At 63.5% G+C, this 18,665-nt stretch carries 19 protein-coding genes; 16 read left to right on the top strand and 3 right to left on the bottom strand.

Features of this window, described 5'->3' with window-relative positions:
* Position 1: 1 nt before the first annotated feature.
* The 5 genes from EN862_RS01285 to EN862_RS01265 all read left to right on the top strand — a co-directional run bounded on the left by EN862_RS01285 (position 2) and on the right by EN862_RS01265 (position 4,650).
* Positions 2 to 1,129 (top strand): glycosyltransferase, encoded by a 1,128-nt coding sequence (locus tag EN862_RS01285; RefSeq protein ID WP_127864096.1) that lies wholly within the window; start codon positions 2 to 4, stop codon positions 1,127 to 1,129.
* Complete coding sequence (locus tag EN862_RS01280) at positions 1,126 to 2,220, top strand: glycosyltransferase (RefSeq protein ID WP_127864095.1); 1,095 nt, start codon at positions 1,126 to 1,128, stop codon at positions 2,218 to 2,220. Before EN862_RS01285 ends, EN862_RS01280 begins: the two co-directional genes overlap by 4 nt.
* On the top strand, positions 2,217 to 3,326 hold the full coding sequence (locus tag EN862_RS01275; protein WP_127864094.1) for a glycosyltransferase: 1,110 nt from the start codon (positions 2,217 to 2,219) through the stop codon (positions 3,324 to 3,326). The genes EN862_RS01280 and EN862_RS01275 overlap by 4 nt, the downstream gene beginning before the upstream one ends.
* A gap of 23 nt (positions 3,327 to 3,349) precedes the next feature.
* On the top strand, positions 3,350 to 4,384 hold the full coding sequence (locus tag EN862_RS01270; protein ID WP_127864800.1) for a UDP-glucuronic acid decarboxylase family protein: 1,035 nt from the start codon (positions 3,350 to 3,352) through the stop codon (positions 4,382 to 4,384).
* A gap of 80 nt (positions 4,385 to 4,464) precedes the next feature.
* On the top strand, positions 4,465 to 4,650 hold the full coding sequence (locus EN862_RS01265) for a hypothetical protein (protein WP_127864093.1): 186 nt from the start codon (positions 4,465 to 4,467) through the stop codon (positions 4,648 to 4,650).
* Between the two features lie 15 nt (positions 4,651 to 4,665).
* Here the strand turns inward: EN862_RS01265 and EN862_RS01260 are convergent, their stop codons facing one another.
* Positions 4,666 to 6,399, bottom strand: coding sequence for a hypothetical protein (locus EN862_RS01260; protein WP_127864092.1), 1,734 nt, complete (start codon positions 6,397 to 6,399; stop codon positions 4,666 to 4,668).
* A gap of 154 nt (positions 6,400 to 6,553) precedes the next feature.
* On the opposite strand from EN862_RS01260, the gene EN862_RS01255 reads away from it, so the two are divergent.
* The 11 genes from EN862_RS01255 to EN862_RS36005 all read left to right on the top strand — a co-directional run bounded on the left by EN862_RS01255 (position 6,554) and on the right by EN862_RS36005 (position 15,768).
* A complete protein-coding gene (locus tag EN862_RS01255; protein ID WP_127864091.1) occupies positions 6,554 to 7,657 on the top strand; it encodes an inositol-3-phosphate synthase in 1,104 nt (367 codons plus the stop codon).
* Positions 7,654 to 8,250, top strand: a complete 597-nt coding sequence (locus EN862_RS01250; protein ID WP_127864090.1) for a histidine phosphatase family protein — start codon at positions 7,654 to 7,656, stop codon at positions 8,248 to 8,250. The genes EN862_RS01255 and EN862_RS01250 overlap by 4 nt, the downstream gene beginning before the upstream one ends.
* A gap of 15 nt (positions 8,251 to 8,265) precedes the next feature.
* Entirely contained in the window at positions 8,266 to 9,366 is a 1,101-nt protein-coding gene (locus EN862_RS01245; RefSeq protein ID WP_127864089.1) for a glycosyltransferase, read from the top strand.
* On the top strand, positions 9,366 to 10,169 hold the full coding sequence (locus tag EN862_RS01240) for a nucleotidyltransferase family protein (RefSeq protein ID WP_127864088.1): 804 nt from the start codon (positions 9,366 to 9,368) through the stop codon (positions 10,167 to 10,169). Before EN862_RS01245 ends, EN862_RS01240 begins: the two co-directional genes overlap by 1 nt.
* 2 nt (positions 10,170 to 10,171) lie before the next feature.
* The gene (locus tag EN862_RS01235) at positions 10,172 to 10,933 is read left to right on the top strand and encodes a TIGR04290 family methyltransferase (RefSeq protein WP_127864087.1); all 762 of its coding nucleotides are present in this window, start codon (positions 10,172 to 10,174) and stop codon (positions 10,931 to 10,933) included.
* The gene (locus EN862_RS01230) at positions 10,926 to 11,861 is read left to right on the top strand and encodes a beta-xylosidase (protein ID WP_127864086.1); all 936 of its coding nucleotides are present in this window, start codon (positions 10,926 to 10,928) and stop codon (positions 11,859 to 11,861) included. The genes EN862_RS01235 and EN862_RS01230 overlap by 8 nt, the downstream gene beginning before the upstream one ends.
* A gap of 18 nt (positions 11,862 to 11,879) precedes the next feature.
* A complete protein-coding gene (locus tag EN862_RS01225) occupies positions 11,880 to 12,941 on the top strand; it encodes a glycosyltransferase (RefSeq protein ID WP_127864085.1) in 1,062 nt (353 codons plus the stop codon).
* Complete coding sequence (locus EN862_RS01220; RefSeq protein ID WP_127864084.1) at positions 12,941 to 13,933, top strand: GNAT family N-acetyltransferase; 993 nt, start codon at positions 12,941 to 12,943, stop codon at positions 13,931 to 13,933. The genes EN862_RS01225 and EN862_RS01220 overlap by 1 nt, the downstream gene beginning before the upstream one ends.
* 20 nt (positions 13,934 to 13,953) lie before the next feature.
* Positions 13,954 to 14,844, top strand: a complete 891-nt coding sequence (locus tag EN862_RS01215) for a methyltransferase domain-containing protein (RefSeq protein ID WP_245519460.1) — start codon at positions 13,954 to 13,956, stop codon at positions 14,842 to 14,844.
* Between the two features lie 75 nt (positions 14,845 to 14,919).
* A complete protein-coding gene (locus EN862_RS01210; RefSeq protein ID WP_127864082.1) occupies positions 14,920 to 15,138 on the top strand; it encodes a hypothetical protein in 219 nt (72 codons plus the stop codon).
* Positions 15,139 to 15,600: 462 nt separating this feature from the next.
* Positions 15,601 to 15,768 carry a hypothetical protein gene (locus EN862_RS36005; protein ID WP_189401010.1) on the top strand — a complete coding sequence of 56 codons (168 nt, stop codon included), beginning with the start codon at positions 15,601 to 15,603 and terminating at the stop codon, positions 15,766 to 15,768.
* A gap of 7 nt (positions 15,769 to 15,775) precedes the next feature.
* Here the strand turns inward: EN862_RS36005 and EN862_RS01200 are convergent, their stop codons facing one another.
* Together EN862_RS01200 and EN862_RS01195 are read right to left on the bottom strand one after the other, a co-directional pair.
* Positions 15,776 to 16,336 carry a sigma-70 family RNA polymerase sigma factor gene (locus EN862_RS01200; protein WP_127864080.1) on the bottom strand — a complete coding sequence of 187 codons (561 nt, stop codon included), beginning with the start codon at positions 16,334 to 16,336 and terminating at the stop codon, positions 15,776 to 15,778.
* Positions 16,337 to 16,491: 155 nt separating this feature from the next.
* Positions 16,492 to 18,417 carry an APC family permease gene (locus EN862_RS01195; RefSeq protein ID WP_127864079.1) on the bottom strand — a complete coding sequence of 642 codons (1,926 nt, stop codon included), beginning with the start codon at positions 18,415 to 18,417 and terminating at the stop codon, positions 16,492 to 16,494.
* Positions 18,418 to 18,665 lie beyond the last annotated feature (248 nt).

Raw genomic sequence — 18,665 nt, 5'->3', positions numbered from 1 at the left:
CATGCGTTTTCTGTTCTACACCCATTCGGCGGTTTCCGACTGGAACCACGGCAACGCGCATTTCCAGCGCGGCATCATGCGCGAGCTCGTCGCGCGTGGTCATGGGGTGGCCGCGCTGGAGCCCGCCGACGGCTGGAGCCGGTCGAACCTGCTCGCCGAGCAAGGCCCCTTCGCCGTCGAGCGCTTTCGCAAGGATTTCCCGGAACTAATGGTGGCCGCCTACGATCCCGGCTTTGAGCACGAAGCGTGGCTCGCCGGCGCGGATGTCGTTATCGTCCACGAATGGACGGACAAAGACCTTGTCGCGCGTATCGGACGGGCGCGAGCCTACTGCAATTTCACACTCCTGTTCCATGACACCCATCACCGCGCCGTATCGGCGACCGAGGCGATCGCGGCGCTTCAGCTCGAGCATTATGACGGGGTTCTGGTCTTCGGCGAAGTGCTGCGGGAAAGCTATCTCCGCGCCGGCTGGGGCAGACGGGTCTTCACCTGGCATGAGGCCGCGGACGACCGGCTGTTCAAGCCGTTGCCCGAGATCGACCGTGAGTCCGATCTCGTCTGGATCGGCAATTGGGGCGACGACGAACGCAGTGCCGAGATCGCCGAGTTCCTGATCGAGCCGGCGAGAGCGCTTGGACTGTCGGGAACCGTGCACGGCGTGCGCTATCCGCCGGATGCAATCACCGCGCTCGCGGATACCGGCCTGCACTATGAAGGCTGGATCGCAAATGCCGATGTGCCGAAGGCCTTCGCCCGGCATCGCGTCACTATGCACATCCCGCGCAGGCCCTACCGGGAGAGCCTGCCGGGCATTCCCACCATTCGCATGTTCGAGGCGTTGGCCTGCGGCATTCCGCTTGTGTCTGCGCCATGGGCGGATGTCGAAGGGCTGTTCCGCGCCGGAACGGATTTCCTCTTCGCCCGAAACGGCGCCGAGATGCGAGGTCACCTCCGCGACCTGCTGAGCGATCGCGAGCTTGCGGAAGCGCTGGCTGCATCGGGCCTGGAGACCATCCGTGCGCGGCACACATGCCGACACCGCGCCGACGAATTGTTCGCCATCCTCGCCGCATGCGGCAATCGCGACGCGACTGAAATCAAAACTGCAACGGAGGCCGCCGCATGAAAATAGCCTTTTACGGATCGAGCCTCCTGTCGTCCTACTGGAACGGCGCGGCCACTTATTATCGGGGCCTGCTCAAGGCCCTGTCGCAGCGCGGCTATGACATCGTCTTCTATGAGCCCGACGTCTATGACCGGCAGAAGCATCGTGACATCGAGGCGCCGGACTGGTGCAGCGTCGTGGTCTACGAGCCGACAGCGCATGCGCTGATGCAGGTCGCCTCGCGCGCCGCGCAGGCAGACATCGTTGTCAAGACAAGCGGTGTCGGCTTCGAAGACGATGCGCTGCTGCAGGCAGTCCTCGACAATGCCCGCCCAGAGGCGCTGACCGTGTTCTGGGATGTCGATGCGCCGGCGACGCTAAGCGAATTGCGCAACGACGCCGACCACCCGTTGCATGAGGCCCTGAAGCGAATCGGCATCGTGCTGACTTATGGCGGCGGCGACCCGGTCGTCTGGGATTATCGTGCGCTCGGCGCCGCGGAATGCGTGCCGATCTACAATGCGCTCGATCCTGAGACGCATCATCCCGTCGCAGCAAATCCGCGCTTCGCCTGCGACCTGGCCTTCCTCGGCAATCGGCTGCCCGACCGCGAGGCGCGCGTCGACGCCTTCTTCCTCGACCCGGCCCGCAGGCTCGGCGGCCAGCGCTTCCTGCTTGGCGGCTCCGGCTGGGACGACAAGCCGCTGCCGGCGAATGTTTCATGGCTGGGGCATGTCGGCACCAGCGATCACAACGCCTTCAACGTCACGCCGAAGGCCGTGCTCAACATCAGCCGCGACAGCATGGCGGCCAACGGGTTTTCGCCCGCGACACGCGTCTTTGAGGCGGCTGGGGCCGGCGCGTGCCTGCTGACCGACGCCTGGCTCGGCATCGAGTTGTTCCTGACCCCTGGCGAAGAGATCCTGGTCGCGCGTGACGGCGCCGATGTCGCCGAAATCATGCGGACGCTGACGCCGCAACTGGCGCAGGCGATCGGCGCGGCAGCGCTGCGGCGCGTTCTGGCGGAGCATACCTACACGCTGAGGGCTCGGCTGGTGGACGACATCTTCAAGGCGCATTTCGAGCGCCGCGCAATGGAGGCTGCGGAATGACGAAACCGCTCGACATCGTTTTCCTCGGACTTTCCCTGTCTTCGTCCTGGGGCAACGGCCATGCGACGACTTTCAGGGGACTGCTGCGTGCGCTTGACCAGCTCGGCCATCGCGTCACCTTCTTCGAACGCGACGTCTCCTGGTACGCGCATCACCGGGACCTGCGCGACCCCGATTTCTGCGACTTGCGCTACTACGAGACGGTCTCGGAGCTGCGCCGCAACCACAGGCAGGAGCTGCAGCGCGCCGACGCGGTGGTGATAGGTTCCTTCGTGCCTGAAGGCAGGGCGATCATCGACGACCTTGCTTCGCTGTGCACAGGGCAATTCTGCTTCTATGACATCGATACGCCGGTGACGCTGGCGCGGGTTGCCGAGGACGACTGCGACTATCTTGCCCGCCGGCAGATTCCCTATTTCGACGTCTATTTCTCCTTCACCGGCGGACCGACGCTGGAGCGGCTAAAGTCCGAGTTCGGCGCGCGCCGGGCGGAGGCGCTCTATTGCTCCGTCGATCCAACGCGGCATCGTCGCACCAGACACGCCGTCGAATGGGACCTTGGTTACCTTGGCACCTATAGCGCGGATCGGCAGCCCTCATTGGAAGCGCTGCTTCTGGAGCCTGCGCGGCGCCTGCCTGACCGCCGCTTCGTCGTGGCCGGCTCGCAATATCCCTCCGACATCGCCTGGCCGGACAATGTCGAGCGCATCGAGCACCTGCCGCCTTCCGAGCATGCCGCCTTCTACAGCCGCCAGCGATACACATTAAACCTTACGCGGGCGTCGATGATCGCGGCCGGATGGTCGCCCAGCGTGCGGCTTTTCGAGGCCGCTGCCTGCGGCACGCCCATCATAAGCGACCGCTGGCCTGGGCTTGACGATTTCTTCCCCGGACCGGCGGTCGAGACGGCGGCCAGCGCTGGAGATGTAGAAGAGATCCTCACCGCCAAATCCGAGCGGGCAAGGCTCAACATGGCCAGACTGGCGCGCGAGGCGGTGCTTTCAAGACATACCGCCATGGCAAGGGCACGTGAATTCGTTTCGGCGCTGACGCCGTCCGTCGGGACGCGTCCGGCGGTCGATCTGGACGTCGAAAGTGCAGCATGAGCGGCAGACAGGAGACCATCGAGATGCGGCGATCGAAAAGGGTTGAACAAACACGGACGGCGCTTGTGGCCGGCGGTGCCGGTTTCCTCGGTTCGCATTTATGCGAGGCGCTGCTACATAACGGCTATCGCGTGATCTGCGTCGACAATTTCCTTACCGGTAGAATGGAGAATATCAGTTCGCTGGTTGGCCAAGCGCGCTTTCGACTGATCGAGCAGGATGTTTGCGTCCCGCTAGAACTCGGTGAACCTGTCGATCGCGTTTTCAACCTCGCCTGCGCGGCATCGCCGCCTCGCTATCAGGCCGACCCGATCCATACCACGCGCACCTGTGTCATCGGGACCCTCAACCTTTTGGAGCTCGCTGCCAGCAACGGCGCCCGCTTCCTGCAGGCATCGACAAGCGAAGTCTATGGCGATCCGGAACAGCATCCGCAGCGCGAGGACTATGTCGGTCACGTCAACTGCACCGGACCGCGAGCCTGCTACGACGAGGGCAAGCGCGCCGCTGAAACACTATGCTTCGACTATCTGCGCGCCGAGATGGCCGATATTCGCGTCGCCCGAATCTTCAACACCTATGGACCCAGGATGGACCCCGCCGATGGCCGCATTGTCTCCAATCTGGTCATGCAGGCGATCGAGAAACGGCCGCTGACCATATTCGGCGACGGCCGACAGACCCGCTCCTTCTGCTATGTCACAGATCTGGTCGAGGGATTGCGACGCCTGATGGATGTCGATCCCAACCCCCGCCAACCGGTCAATCTCGGCAATCCGGGGGAGTTCTCGATCCTCGAACTGGCAAGACTGGTACGCGAGCTGACCGGCACCAGATCGCCCGTGAAGTTCCTGCCGCTGCCTGAGGACGATCCGCGCCGGCGGCGCCCCGACATAGGCCGCGCAAAGGCGCTTCTCGGCTGGTCGCCCAAGGTGCCTCTCAGGCAAGGCCTGCTGCAGACGATCCTCTACTTTTCCGGGATGGACGATCTGGCGATCGCGCGCGTCGCCGCGATCGATACAGCGGGTCCGGGAAAGCTCCAGAACTTGCAGCTCTGAAGCAGCGGCATCTTTTCACCTGGGCGGAACAACCAATCGATACCGCGGTTGGGAATGACAACCGCGATGGAGGAAGAGCTGTGCAGCCGAAGCGATCAGTCAACGACATCGAGCAGATGGCGGCGGCGGAAACCGCCGCATTCCTGCGAAGAGCTTCCATCACTTATCTCGAGTGCTGCGTCAGCCTGATGATGACGCATCTGCGACGGGAGGAAGTAGCAAGCATCCTGGAGCAGGAAGCCGACATGCTGCGCAGGCTGGACTGAGTCCAGGCTTTGCCTTCAACAGCCCAGAAGCCGGACAAGCCCGGCTTTGTAACGTTCGACTATGTGCGTGGCACGCATCCGCTCCCGCTCGTCGGCCGATTGCCCAGCAATCGTCCAGAGACCAAGCTGAAACGCGAGATAGCAAGGCTCGAAATGGTCGACCAAGGCCCTGTCGATCGATGTCGCCTGCTCGATGCAGATTACCAGCTTAGAAAGCTCGGCGGCGGACAGGTCGTGTTCGACCCGCGCGCCCGCGATGTCCCATTCTATGCCCTCGCAGCCGACAAGATCATGCGAGCGGCAATGATCGAGCGCGTCCGTCTTGACCAGGGATCCACCGGGAAGGACCAGAAACTCCCAAGGGTGCAGCCGTCCATCGATCTCGACCCGGCGCGTTGGACGCGGTGATGGCTGGCAGGCAAACCAGTTCTGCAAGGCGTGCGCAAACTTTTCCCCCAGCGCTTCCTCGCAGTTTTGCACCGCCATGTGTGCGAGCTGGTCCAACGACGCGCCTGCCTCGTCGGTCTGCAGCCTGGCAGCGCGCCAGCCGAGGTAATGCCCAAGCCATTCGATCAGCAAATCCCTTGCCGGCCCTGCCCGGTCCAGCCTGCCGGCATCGATCCAGCGCTCGACCAGAAAACCGTGGCAGAGGCCGGCAGGCTGGGCGCCGAAGCCGGCTTCGTGGAGTGCCTTGGCCGTGCGCAGCTTGCGACGTCCAGTCTCGCCAAGGCCCGCGAACTTGACCAGCCAGCGTTCGCCGCCGGACGAAGCGATGAATTTGCGCCGCTCGAACGCCGGAAATGCAGGCGGCCAGGCGCCTGTCGGCACAGAGAGACATTCGCGCCACGCCCCGCCGGAAATCTCATGAAGCTCAACATCGGTCTTGCCAAGCAGATGTCTTATCCAGTCCCGCAGCCGGGGGGCGACCGCGCCGTCGAAGGCATCTTCGAACCCCGCGACGTGGCTTTGGCACTGCGACAAGGCAGCGACGGTTTCGGCAGCAGCCTGCGCGCCCGGCCCCCCGCGGTGGCTCGGGAAGAGATGAATGCGCTCCTGGTCGATCCCGTTCCGGCGAAGCCAGGCAATGACGGCATGAAATGAGCTACCGGAGAGACCCGGGCCCTCATCGACGACAGCAAATTTGGCTTGCGGTCTGTCGCGCCAAGAGCCGAGGAGTTCGGGCGCGGCGCTAATGTGTCGGGAAAAAGGATGGCCGATCGGCCGTACGCTGATAGGCGGAGGCGCATGCAGGGCGGCGGCGACCATCGCCGCCAGGCCGAGACCGATGCTGCGGATGCCGATGACGCATGTGTTTGCGTCCAGGCCCGACCGCAACGCCGCAAGCAGATAGGTTTCCGGGTAGAGGGCGTACAACGCATAGCCTTCGGCCGGGCCGGTGGTTATTGCGCTGCCGCAGTCGCTGGCGGCAAGCTTTGCAAGCAACGACGCATCGAGCTCTCCGCTTCGGGCAAATCCTTGTTGCCAGGACCGCAGCACTTCCAGCGACAAGTCGACGAGGATTTCCGAGCCCAGCTTCTGCCCCGACGAACTGGTATCGACGCCTCTCGTGTCGAATTCCGCATCGGCAAGGCCCTGGAAGAGTTCAGAGGCGGTGACGAAAAGATCGACTAGAGCGGCGTGACGTTCGAGGCCCGCAGGCAGATCGCCAATTGCTTGAGCCGCGGCCAAGACAGCCTCCCGGAGCTGTTCTGCGCTATGCGTTCGCTTGTGGTCGCCGAAGACGATCATACGGCTCCTGCCTGGCTGTCTGGCCGCCAACGCGAAGCGGCGACTGTTTGATCCGCATCAGGCTCAGCAATTTTTCGCGGCGCGAAGGAACATTCGAGGCCGCTCCCGGTTCGGCGCCGAGGAACTTACCTCCAACCAAAGAGGCCGTGGTTTCGTGACATCGAAGAAAGTTCGTATCGGCATCGTCGGCGTAGGCAATTGCGCATCATCCCTTGTGCAAGGTCTCTCCTACTATCGCCACGCCAACGGCAACGAGCCGATCCCCGGACTGATGCATGCCGATCTCGGCGGCTATCATGTCGATGATATCGAGGTGGTCTGCGCCTTCGATGTTGCGGAAAACAAGGTTGGGCGCGATGTGGCGGAAGCGATCTACACCGCGCCCAACAACACCTTCCGTTTCGCCGACGTCGCACCGACCGGGGTCCACGTGGATCGCGGCCCGACGCTCGACGGCATCGGCAAATATCTCCGCGATACGATCGAAGAGTCGGACGAACCGGTCGCAGACGTAACCGCACGGCTCAAGGAAAGCGCGACCGAGGTGCTCATATGCTATCTTCCGGTCGGCTCCGAAGAGGCCGCGCATTTCTATGCAGAATGCGCACTCGATGCCGGCTGCGCCTTCGTCAATTGCATCCCTGTCTTCATCGCTTCGAGGCCGGAATGGCGCCGGCGCTTCGAGGAACGCGGCCTTCCCCTGGTCGGCGACGACATCAAGAGCCAGGTCGGCGCAACCATCGTGCACCGGCTGCTCGCCAATCTCTTCCGCGAGCGCGGCGTGCGCATCGACCGCACCTATCAGCTCAACTTCGGCGGCAACACCGACTTCCTCAACATGCTCGAGCGCGAGCGGCTGGAATCGAAGAAGATCTCGAAGACGCAGTCCGTCACCAGCCAGATCGACGTCCCGCTTGAAGCCGGCAACATCCATGTCGGACCCAGCGACCACGTCCCGTGGCTGACCGATCGCAAATGGGCCTATATCCGCGTCGAAGGCACCACCTTCGGCGGCGTGCCGCTCAATGCCGAGCTCAAGCTGGAGGTTTGGGATTCGCCCAATTCGGCAGGCGTCGTCATCGACGCCGTCCGCTGCGCGAAGCTTGCCCTCGACCGCGGTATTGCCGGCGCGCTCACCGGCCCCAGCAGCTACTTCATGAAGTCGCCCCCAGAGCAGTTCACCGACGCAGAAGCGCGCCTGCGCACGCTCGCCTTCATCGCCGGCAATGACGAGCCGATGCTGGACGCCGCCGAATGACCACCACCTTCTTTCTCATCCGCCACGCGGCGCATGATCATGTCGGCTCGTACCTGGCCGGGCGGCTCGAGGGCGTTCGCCTGGGCGAAGCCGGCCAGGCGCAAGCGCTGCATCTCGCGCGGCGGATGGCGCGGGAGCCGCTCGCCGCGATCTTGAGCAGTCCGCGCGAACGCACGCTGGAAACAGCGAAGCCGATCGCCATCGCTTGCGAGATTGAGAAGATCGCGATCTGCAAGGAACTCGACGAGATCGACTTCGGCGAATGGTCCGGCAAGACTTTCGAAGAACTGAACGGCGACGCAAGCTGGCGGCTCTGGAACGACCAGCGCCAGAGCGCCCGGACGCCGAGCGGCGAGACCATGCTGGACGTGCAGCACAGGATGATCGGCCTGATGGACGCGCTGCGCGAGAATGGACAAGGTCAGTGCATCGCGCTTGTCAGCCATGCCGATGTCATCAAGGCGGCCGTCTGCGCGATCCTCGGCCTGCCGCTCGGCGATTGCTTCCGCTTCGACATCGCGCCGGCCTCCATCACAACGGTCGTCCACGGCGACTGGGGTTCCAAGCTGATCCGCTTGAATGAAATCGCCTGACGGGAGCGGTAACCGATGCGCATGGTCATTTTCGGCCTCACCGTTACATCCTCGTGGGGCAACGGGCATGCCACACTCTGGCGCGGGCTGATTGGCGCTCTGGCGCCGCTTGGCTGGTCGATCAGCTTCTTCGAGCGCGATACGCCCTACTACGCCGGCGCCAGGGACATCGACCGCTTGAGCGGCGGCGATGTCGTTCTCTACCCGGATTGGGAGGATATCCGCCAAGAGGCCGAGACCGCCATAGGGCAGGCCGACGTGGTCATCGTCACCTCCTATTGTCCTGATGCCGTGGAGGCCTCGCGGCTCGCCAACGACGGCTGTCGCGGCCTGAAAGTGTTCTACGACCTCGATACACCGGTGACGCTGGCCAACATCGAGCGAGGTGATTACCCGGCCTATTTCGAGCCGGAAGAATTGCGCGATTTCGATCTGGTCCTGAGTTATACCGGAGGGCCGGCGATCGACACACTGAAGCGCATTCTGGGCGCGCGCCATGTTCTACCGCTTTACGGCCATGTCGACCCCAACCGGCACCGGCCGGCGCAGCCAAGGTCGGAGTTTGCCGCCGACCTGTCTTATCTCGGGACCTATGCCGAGGACCGGCAGGCGGCCGTGGAACGGCTGTTCGTCGCTCCAGCGGCCAGACTGCCGAACCGCCGTTTCGTCATAGGCGGGGCGCAGTACCCGCAGGACTTCCCCTGGAGCAGCAACATCTATTTCGTCAGGCACCTGCCCCCCGCCGACCACCCGGCCTTCTTTTCCTCCTCGCGCCTGACGCTCAATGTCACCCGCGAGGCAATGGCGCGACAGGGCTGGTGCCCGTCAGGCCGTCTGTTCGAGGCGGCGGCGTGCGGCGCCGCCATCATCTCCGACGACTGGGCCGGCCTCGATAGCTTCTTCACGCCCGGCAGCGAGATTCTGTTGGCGCACAGCACCGGCGACGTCGTTGCCGCGCTTGACCTGTCGGAGAACGAGATCGCGACTCTCGGCCGCCGCGCCCGGGAGCGCGTTCTCGACGAGCATACGTCCGCGCATCGCGCCGCCGAACTCGACCGCATCCTGAACGACGCTTTCGCGTCCATGTCGAGGGGCACAATGGAGGAAGCTGTCTGATGTTGGGCATCGTGCCTGCCGCGGGCCGCGGCAGCCGCATTCAGCCGCTGGGTTTCTCCAAGGAGTTGCTGCCGGTCGGCAGCCGGCTCGACGGCCAGACCGAGCGTCCATGCGCGGTGAGCGAATATCTGGTGCGGCGGATGGTCCGCAACGGTGTCGACCGCATCTGCTTCATCATCGGTTCGGGCAAGTCGGACATCCTCGAATATTACGCCGCCGGCTACGACAATGCCGCAGCGATCTTCGTGGCGCAGCCTTCCCCAGTTGGACTCTGTGACGCGATCTTCCGCGCCGCACCGCTCGTGACGCCGGAAGAAACGGTCCTGGTCGGCCTGCCGGATACGATCTGGTTCCCCGAAGATGGCTTCTGCCGCCTGGCCGACGACCGGCTGTCCTTCCTGATGTTTCCGGTCGATCGCCCGGAACTGTTCGACGCCGTCGTCCTCGATGGGAACGGGCGGGTCGAGCAGATCCAGGTCAAGCAAGCTGACGCCGCAACGAACTGGGTCTGGGGCGCCTTCAAGATGCCGGGCCGTATCTTCCATCAACTGGCGGCCCTGTGGCGCCAGCGCGACGGCGTCGACGAGTATTTCGGCACGCTGGTCAACGCCTATCTCGCCGGCGGAGGCGAAGCTTACGGCATCAAGGCGGGGACGGCCTATGTCGATGTCGGTACCTTCAACGGCTATCGCACGGCGCTCAGGCTGCTCGAAGGCAACGACGCCATCGATGACGGGCCCCTGCCGACATTCGCATCGCAGGATCGCTCGCCAATGCCAACCGTTCCAGGCGAAGGAGCTTAGCCATGCTGCATTCCAGCACGGAAATACGCCGCCGCATCGACGCATTGGGGCCGTGGTTTCACAATATGGAGCTTGCGGGCGTGGAGACCGCTCCGGATCATTTCCTCGGCAACTACCCGATGATGAAATGGCGCAAATTCGCGGATGCCATTCCGACCGATCTTTCGGGCAAGTCGGTGCTCGATATCGGCTGCAACGCCGGCTTCTACTCGATCGAAATGAAGAAACGCGGCGCCGATCGCGTGCTTGGGATAGACTTCGACCAAGCCTATCTGGCTCAGGCCCGCTTCGCCGCCGAGATCGCCGACTGCGAGATCGAGTTCAGGGAACTGTCGGTCTACGACGTCGCCTCGCTCGGCGAGCGCTTCGACATCGTGCTGTTCATGGGCGTGCTTTACCACCTGCGCCACCCGCTGCTGGCGCTCGACCTGATCCGCGCGCATGTCGCGAGCGACCTGATGATCTTCCAGTCGATGCAGCGGGGCAGCAACGAAGTCCTGCCGCTCGAACAGAACTACCATTTCTGGACACGCGACCTCTTCGATCAGCCCGAATTTCCGAAACTGCACTTCATCGAGCATCGCTATGCGGATGACCCGACCAACTGGTGGATTCCGAACCGTGCCTGCACCGAAGCGATGCTGCGCAGCGCCGGTTTCGACATCCTGCTCCACCCGGAAGACGAGGTCTATTTCTGCCGCGCGTCAGGCGAACCGACCGGCAGCGCCGCCGTCTATCCTTCGACAGGAGAGACCAATGATTGAAGCCGCCATGATCTGGAACGAGCCCAACAACAAATCGCACTGGGACCCCGACCTCGATCCGGACTGGAGCCGGTTTGCCACAATGGCGACTCTGGCGGCCGATGCGATCGGCCGGGAAAATCCTGCCATCACAAGAGTGCTCGGCGGCATTTCGCCGATCGATGCCGGCTTCATGACGCGGATGAAGGAATTCGGTGTCCTGGACCATGTCGACGCAGTCGCGGTGCATGGCTTCCCGCTCGACTGGAACCTTTGGCAAATTCACGAGTGGCCCCACAAGCTCGGAGAGATCGCGACAGTCGCCGACATTCCGGTGTGGGTCAGCGAAGTCGGTGTCTCGACCTTCGGTGCCGAGGAGGTGCAAGTCTGGGGTTTGCGCCGGACGGCGGAGCTTTTGCTCGGACTTGCGCCACGCGTGCAGTGGTACAGCCTCTATGACCTGCCGCGTTCGTGGGAGGCGACGACGCGCCATCGGGAAGCGGAAGGTTCGTCCTATTACAGGCATTTCTACATGGGCCTGCTTCGCGAGGACGGCACGCCCAAGCCGGCCCTCGAGGAATTCGTGCGCCACACCCCGCAAATGGGCTTGGTGCAGTGGTTCCATTACGAGGATCCTCGGCTGGACGACGCTGTTGCCTGGATGGAACGTCTCGGTGTCACCCATCTGCGCACAGGCCTGTCCTGGGCCGACAGCTTTCGACCGAATGCGCTGGACTGGTTCGACCGCCAGATGGAAGCGCTGGCCGACTTCAACGTCACCGTCACCTTCTGCTTCACGCCGGAACATCGCGGTCTGCAGCCTCATCACACCAGCCCGCCTCAGATCCCCGAGGAATTCGCCGAGTTCTGCGCGGCGATGATCCGGCGCTACGCTCCCGCGATCGGCGACGATATGGCAGCAGCGCAACGTGTGTCGGCGGCGTGGTGAGGCCCGGCTCGATCAGCGATGACACTGACTGTCCTCAACGTCGCCTATCCCCTCGCGCCCGTCGGGCCGGATGCGGTCGGCGGCGCCGAGCAGGTGCTGTCGGCGTTGGATCGGGCGCTGGTCGAGAAAGGCCACCGTTCGATTGTCGTCGCCTGCCACGGCTCGAGCACGGCCGGCGTCCTGGTGGAGACACAAGCCGAAACAGGTGTGCTCGACGAGGCGGCGAAGGACCGAGCTCATCAAGCGCATCGCGATGCGATCGCGGCCGCCCGGGCGCGCTGGCCCATCGATGTCGTTCATCTCCACGGGATCGACTTCGATGCCTATCTGCCTTCCGACGGCCCTACCCTGGTGACACTGCACCTACCACTCGACTGGTACCCGCCCGAGGTGCTGGCGCCGTCACGCGAGGACTTGTGGCTGCATGCAGTCTCGCAGGCGCAGCACTGGACGGCGCCGACAGGGTCGAGGCTTGCGAAGCCTATTCCAAACGGTGTTGATATCGAGGCGCTGAACCAGCCCCGGTCGCGGCGCAATTTCGCGCTGCTGCTCAGCCGCATCTGTCCCGAAAAGGGCATCCATCTCGCAATAGAGGCCGCCAAGCGCGCTGGCATGCCTCTGGCGATCGCCGGCCAGGTCTATCCATACGAGACCCATCTGCGCTATTTCGCCGACGAGGTCCGCCCTCGGCTCGATCGACAGCGGCGCTTTCTTGGACCACTGGGCTTTCTGGCCAAGCGGCGGCTGCTCAATGCCGCCCGCTGCCTTGTCATTCCCAGCCTTGCCCCCGAAACAAGCTCACTTGTCGCGATGGAGGCGCTTGCCTGCGGCACACCGGTCGTCGCTTTCCCGAACGGCGCCCTTCCCGATGTCGTCCAGCACGGCAGGACCGGTTTCCTGGTCAATGACGTCGAGGAGATGGCGAAGGCCATTGTCGCTTCCGGAGCCCTGGACCACGAGGCCTGCCGGGCCGAGACGCGTCGCCGCTTCTCGCTTGAGCGCATGATCGCATCCTACATGGATGCCTACGCAGCGCTGGCAAAGCTCGGCAGCCGTCGCGCCTTGCTGGGAACCGGCTGATGGGCGGTCTGCGCACCGAGATCATTCGTGACGCGACAGCATTCGAGGACCTGGAGCCGCATTGGTGGCGACTCTGGCGGCGGAGCATCTCGGCCACGCCGTTCCAGTCTCCCGCCTGGCTCATTCCGTGGTGGCGGACATTCGCGCCCGGCGACCTTGCGGCCATTGCCGTGTGGAATGGAGACGCCCTCGCCGGCCTGGCACCGCTCTATGTCGAAAGCCATGATCGCGGCCAGCGCCTGCTCCCCGTCGGCATTTCCCTGAGCGACTACCTCGACATCTTGTGCGTGCCGGAACTGGAGGCGGAGGCTGGCGCCGCCGTTGCCGACGCGGTGCTCTCGCTCGAATGGTCGCAATGGATCCTGCCCGACCTCCCGGCCGATGCCATGTCGCTGAGTCTTGAGCTGCCGAATGCGCAAGAGTGCCGGTCGATGGCGCACGCCGCCTGTCCCGTGCTGCCGCTCGACGGCGATCGAACCCTGGCCTGCTCGGTTCCCGGGAGACGAAGACGCCAGTTGCGCCGCGCCGAGCGGGCTGCCCGGCGAAGAGGCGCCGTTGTGATCAGCCGCAGGGAGCCGGAGCCGCAGATGTTTCTCGACGGGCTGATCCGGCTGCATGGCGCGCGCTGGGCCAGCCGTGGCGGGGGCGTGCTGTCCGACATCGCTGTGGAATTTCATCGCAGGGCTCTGCCGCGGCTTGCCGGTAGCGGCATGGCGCGCTGCCTGACGATCGAGATCGGCGATGCCGTCGTGGGTGCCTATTACGGATTCCATCACCGCGACCGGGCCTATGCTTATCTCGGCGGTTTCGATCCAGCCTATGCCGAGGAAAGCCCCGGCGCGATTCTGATCGGCCACGCTATATCGGAAGCTACCAACGAAGGCGCGCGCGAGTTCGATTTCCTGCGCGGCCGGGAAGGTTACAAATATGGCTGGGGTGCAAAAGACCGCTGGACGGCACAGAAGGTCTGGACCCGGAGCGCGCCGCGGTGACGATCGCGAGGCAAACCGACGTGATCGCCAGACGCCTGCTACGGGATTGCAAGGCCGACGGCCTATCCGTCGACAACGCGCTGGCGAGATTGGCCATCCATATCGACAAGACGATCAGCGCGGCGCAATTGGCCGATGTCGCAGTGGACATGCGCCCGAGCCATAGCCCCGGGCGATGCTGGCTGCAGGAGATCGCCACGATGCTGCGTGACAAGGCCGACGCCTTCGACGCCGTCCGCAGGGTCGCTGCCTGCGTGTCGCATGACCGCGCCAACGGCGAAACACCCGCCCTGACCGTCGAGCGGCTGGCCGGCGGATTCGATCGGGCGGCCGCCATATCTCCGGCCGCCAGCGTGCAGCTGTCGTCGCTGGGCGACGAGGACAGGCTGTCGGCCACAACCGGCGAGATTGCGTTGTGGCTGGAACGGCAAGGCATGCTCGGCACCCGCGAACGCATATTGGACATCGGCTGCGGCATCGGACGCCTCGAACATGCGCTTTGCGCCATGGCGGGATTTGTCGTCGGCATCGATATCTCGCCAGGGATGATCGCCATCGCGCGCCAACGATGCGCCGGCGTCGCCAATGTGGAATTCCGCCTGACCTCGGGCCTGGATCTCGGTGACTTTGCCGATCAAAGCTTCGACGGCGTGGTGGCCCTCGACAGTTTTCCTTACCTAGTGCTTGCCGCTGTTGCCGAGCGGCATTTCGGCGAGATCGCGCGCGTGCTGCGGCCGGGAGGAATGGCGGCAATCCTCAACTATTCCTATCGGACATCGCCGGACATCGATTCCAGCGATATCAACCGTCTTGCCCATGCATATGGCATGGACATCTTGGTGGACGGCGAAATGCCTTTCGGCAGTTGGGACGGCACGGCCTTCCTTATCCGGCGTGGCGGCGGAACATAACGGGCGGGCGGCAGTTCGGTCGCCGAGCAGTTTCACGCAGGCAGCTTTCACGCAAGCAGACCAGGGAGAAGAACAATGGCGACTGGCGGCAAGAAGCATATGGGCCGCGGCAGTCAGGGCAAGGGTTCCGGCACCGGAGCGAAGACGACGCTCGCAAAGAACATGGTCGGCGAGAACGAGGTCCTGTCCAACCGGGACAAGAAGCAGCATACGGAGGAACGCGGCCTCGACGGCAACCGAATCAAATCCGATCAGTACCAGGACCACGCGGCGAACCGTCTGCCTAAGGAATGAGTGCATGCTCGTGGATCGCCTTTTGCCCCGAGTCCGAAGACTGCGATCCGGAAATCCCACAGCTTGCGGCGGGCGCCTTGCAAAGGCCGGTCGGGTATGCCTCAGTGAGATCTGAAGGGGCCTCTATTGTTAAGAGAATGCGATGTCTCGCCGGAGCCAGCGCGATCTATGCGCCCAGGCAATCCAGAGCCTGGATCAGGAGATCGCGTCCCTGTTGACCGCCATCGAGCGGGAGAAGGTCCCTGACCGGCTGACTAGGCTTGCACTCGAACTGCAGAACGCACTGATCGAAAAGCGCAAAGGCGATATGACGACTGAGCGCGGTTGAAGGTGTCGCGGCAAGGATGCGGCATTCCTCCGAGACCGGCCGAAGGGCATTGGCAGGGCCTGCTGTCGCTGGCCAACTTGATCGATGGAACCTTAACATATGTGAATCGTTGTAGCCGGTTAGGAGTCATCCCGATGGCGCAGGATGGCAGAACTCCGGAAGTGGACGAACTCGTTCGGCGGCTTGTCGCAACGACGGGCATCACCGAAACGCAGGCGCTTGAACTTGTTGCCTTGCTCGGCTTGAATTGGGCTTCGTTGATGAGAGAGGCGAAAGTCCTGCAAGCAACTCAGCGCCGGTAGGCTGGCTTTAGCGCCTTGCGCCTTCGGTATCCCAATGGTCGTCCGAAAATTGACGTCGTCGCTCGATCAGTGCCTGCGGCGAGCTTTCCCCGAGAAACTCCAACACACCGGCACGGGCACGATTGAGACGGCTTTTGACAGTGCCGACAGCGCAACCGCATATCTCAGCGGTTTCTTCGTAGCTTACGCCCAGCACGCCGATCAGCATCAAAACCTCACGCTGATGGGACGGGAGCTTCTGGATGGCTTGATGCACTTCCCTGCTCTGCACGGACCAATCCTGGGATGGCTCCGAGATCGGTCGGCTGGAGGCGCAGTCAAGCAGCCCGGGCGCCTCCCTGGCGGCTGCCTTGACACGCGTGTAGTGCGTGTTGCGCATGATCGTGAAGAGCCAGGACTTCAGCCGCGTGCCCGGCTCGAACTTGTCCAGGTTGGCAAGCCCCTTGGTCAATGTCTCCTGCACGAGATCGTCGGCGTCGTCGGGCACCCGGCAGAACGTTCGGGCAAAAGCCCGCAAGGCAGGAATGAGATCGACGATGGAGATCTCACCGGCGTCAGGGTTCGACAAATTAGGCTCTCTGGGTGACAATTTTGCGGGCCTAGCAAGCAGGAGTGGATGAGATGCAGACTAGGGAGAATGCCTGAGAAAAAGGAACGTTCCTGTTTTCCATCGCTCGGCCGAAACTTTTGGCTAAGCGGCTCGATCGGAGGAAGCGGCAACATTCAGTGGGTCGCTTCGATCCTCGGCTCCTCGATATACCAAGGCATGGAAATGATCACGATGTCCGATCCGCCAAACTCGAGCAGTTTGGCGTGCAGTCGGCGAGCGCGATGGGTGTGCAGGATGTACTGCCACCAATTGGGCGGCACGACCTCCGGGAGCAGCACCGCAATGGTGCGGCCACCGAACTCGACTCGCAACACCCTGATCTCCTTCAGCAACGGCTCGGACATCAGCCGGTAGTCGGCATTGAGGAGAACCAGGCGGGGTGGGCGCAGGCCAGCGGCCTTCACCGGCGCCTCCACATCCTTCGACCACCTCCCGCGAATTGCTCGCTCTTCATCGCTCTCTTCGCCCGACAGGCGCGCGACATGGACGGCAATGACATCTTTCGACAACTGATAGGCAAAGCTGAGCGCCTTGTCGGCCATCCTGTTCCACTGCTGGGTCACGACGAGAACCACAGGCGGTTGCGTGTTGCTGAGACTGAGCTCTCCGGGCTCGCGCAAACCGGCCTCGAGGTGGTCGTAATAGCGCCGCACCAGCCGCAGGAGGACGATCACCAGAGGAATGACGATCACCGTTATCCAGGCCCCTTCCCTGAATTTGGCGATGACGATCACGACGAGCGCCAGGGCGGTGATGGCGCCGCCGAGCGCATTGACCGCCAGATGCATACGATGACCTGCGTGCTCCGGACCCTTCTCCGTGCGCCGCGCTCTCACCCAATGCAGCACCATGCCGGTCTGCGACAGCGTGAAGGTCAGAAAGGCGCCGATGGCGAAGAGCGGGATCAAATGGTCGGTGATGCCGCCAAACACCACCAGCAGCAGCCCCGTGGCAAAACCGAGGTAGAGTATGCCGACAGAGAAAACCAGCCGGCGGCCGACCATTGCAAAGGGCCTGGGAAGATACCCGTCTTCAGCCACCATGCGGCAAAGGCGGGGAAAATCGACGAAGCTGGTGTTGGCTGAAAGCGCGAGCACGCAGAGCAGGCTGCCGATGGCGACGTAATAGAAAATACCGTCGCCCACCACGGCATGCGCAAGCTGCGAAAGCACGCTCTGATAGCCGTCCTTCTCCTGGTCCATCGCGCCAATGCGATAGCGTGCCGAAAGGAAGGCGATACCGCCGAGCAGAAGCCCCAGGACCAGGCAAATCGCCGCCAATGTGCGGCGGCCGTGCTTCACCGCCGGATCCTTGAAGGCGGTCATGCCGTTGCTGACCGCCTCGATGCCGGTCATCGCAGTGCAGCCGCTGGCGAAGGCGTGCATCAAAAGCAGCAGGCTCACACTCGCGGTCGGCTGCGGCAGCGGCGGCGGCGGAATTGCCGGCGACGGCTGCCCGCCCGATAGGCTCGCCTTCCAGACGCCGATCGCAAGGATCGCCAGAAAGCTCGCCACGAAGAGGTAGGTGGGCAAGGCGAACAGCCGGCCGGCATCGAGCGTGCCGCGCAGGTTGACGACGGTCACCAGAAGAAGGATGCCAAGGCAAAGCCACAGCGTGTAGGGGTGCAGCGAGGGCAGCGCCGAAACCAGCGCGCCGACGCCTGCGGAGATGCCGACGGCGACATTGAGCACGTAGTCGACCATCAGCGCGGAGGCGGCGAGCAGGCTGGCATTGCGGCCAAGGTTCTCGCGCGAAACGATGTAGGCACCGCCATTGCTGGGATAGGCCGCGATGGTCTGGCGGCAGGAAAGATAGAGGACCGCGAGCAGGCCGACGATAGCGCCCATGATCGGGCCGATATAGCCGAGGCCCGCCGCGCCGAGCGGGATCAGGACGGTGAGTGCCGCTTCCGGGCCGTAGGCCGAGGAACCCAGCCCATCGAGGCCCATGGCCGGCACGCCTTCGAAGACGCCGATCTTGCGCTGCGACTGTTCCTGATTGGCCAGCCGGCGGCCGAGAATCCATCCAAGTATCGACATGTCGCGATCCCGAGAAAACGTCCACCGAAGAGCGCGGAGAGAAGAATGTTCCTCGACGGTTCGAGCGCGCGGCTGGAGGCGTTTGGCGCTTCAGCGGAGAAACCCGGTATCGGTTCGCCCCAACGACTCCCCTCGCGACCGAAACACTGCAAGTCGCCTTCACGCGCAAAACGATTCGTGAACCGAAGCGATCCACAGAAATATTTCGGGGCATCTTTGTTGGCTTTGTTGCCTGGGATTGCCAGTCA

It is taken from the genome of Mesorhizobium sp. M2E.F.Ca.ET.219.01.1.1, from assembly GCF_004016445.2.
Lineage (GTDB): Bacteria > Pseudomonadota > Alphaproteobacteria > Rhizobiales > Rhizobiaceae > Mesorhizobium.
The sequence above is the reverse complement of the archived record's forward strand: the minus strand, read 5'-3'. Positions and strand labels throughout refer to the sequence as shown.